Genomic DNA, 404 nt, shown 5'->3' with positions numbered 1-404 from the left:
ATGGCATCTGAAAGTCTGCTGCAGGAACTGCAGGATACGCAACTGGCCGTGGAGCTGATTTCTCTCGGCGCCCGGATGCAGTTACTGGAACACACCGTCAGACTCAGCCGGGGAAAAATGACCCGGCTGTACCGGGAGCTGACGGGTGTTTCACCCCCTAAAGGCATGCTCCCCTTTTCAGCCGACTGGTTTATGGTCTGGGAGCATAACGTTCACTCATCCCTGTTCTGTAATATATTTGACTGCATAAAATCGCAGTCGCCTGATGAGTCGCCGGTCAAAATACTTATCCGGGCTTATCGTGCATATTTAAGATATGCCGGTAACTCAGAGACACTGTCCCTCACCCGGGCGTGGATACTGAGGCGGTTTGTTGATTCGGGGATGCTGGATTATACCCCCTG

General features: G+C 52.7%; 1 protein-coding gene. It reads left to right on the top strand.

Going from position 1 to position 404, the window contains the following annotated elements; translation table 11 throughout:
• A partial coding sequence (locus BZK42_RS28080; protein WP_080861664.1) for a FlhC family transcriptional regulator occupies positions 1-404 on the top strand: 404 nt, incomplete at both ends.

Source organism: Citrobacter braakii, assembly GCF_002075345.1.
GTDB classification, from domain to species: Bacteria; Pseudomonadota; Gammaproteobacteria; order Enterobacterales; family Enterobacteriaceae; genus Citrobacter; species Citrobacter braakii.
The sequence above is the reverse complement of the archived record's forward strand: the minus strand, read 5'-3'. Positions and strand labels throughout refer to the sequence as shown.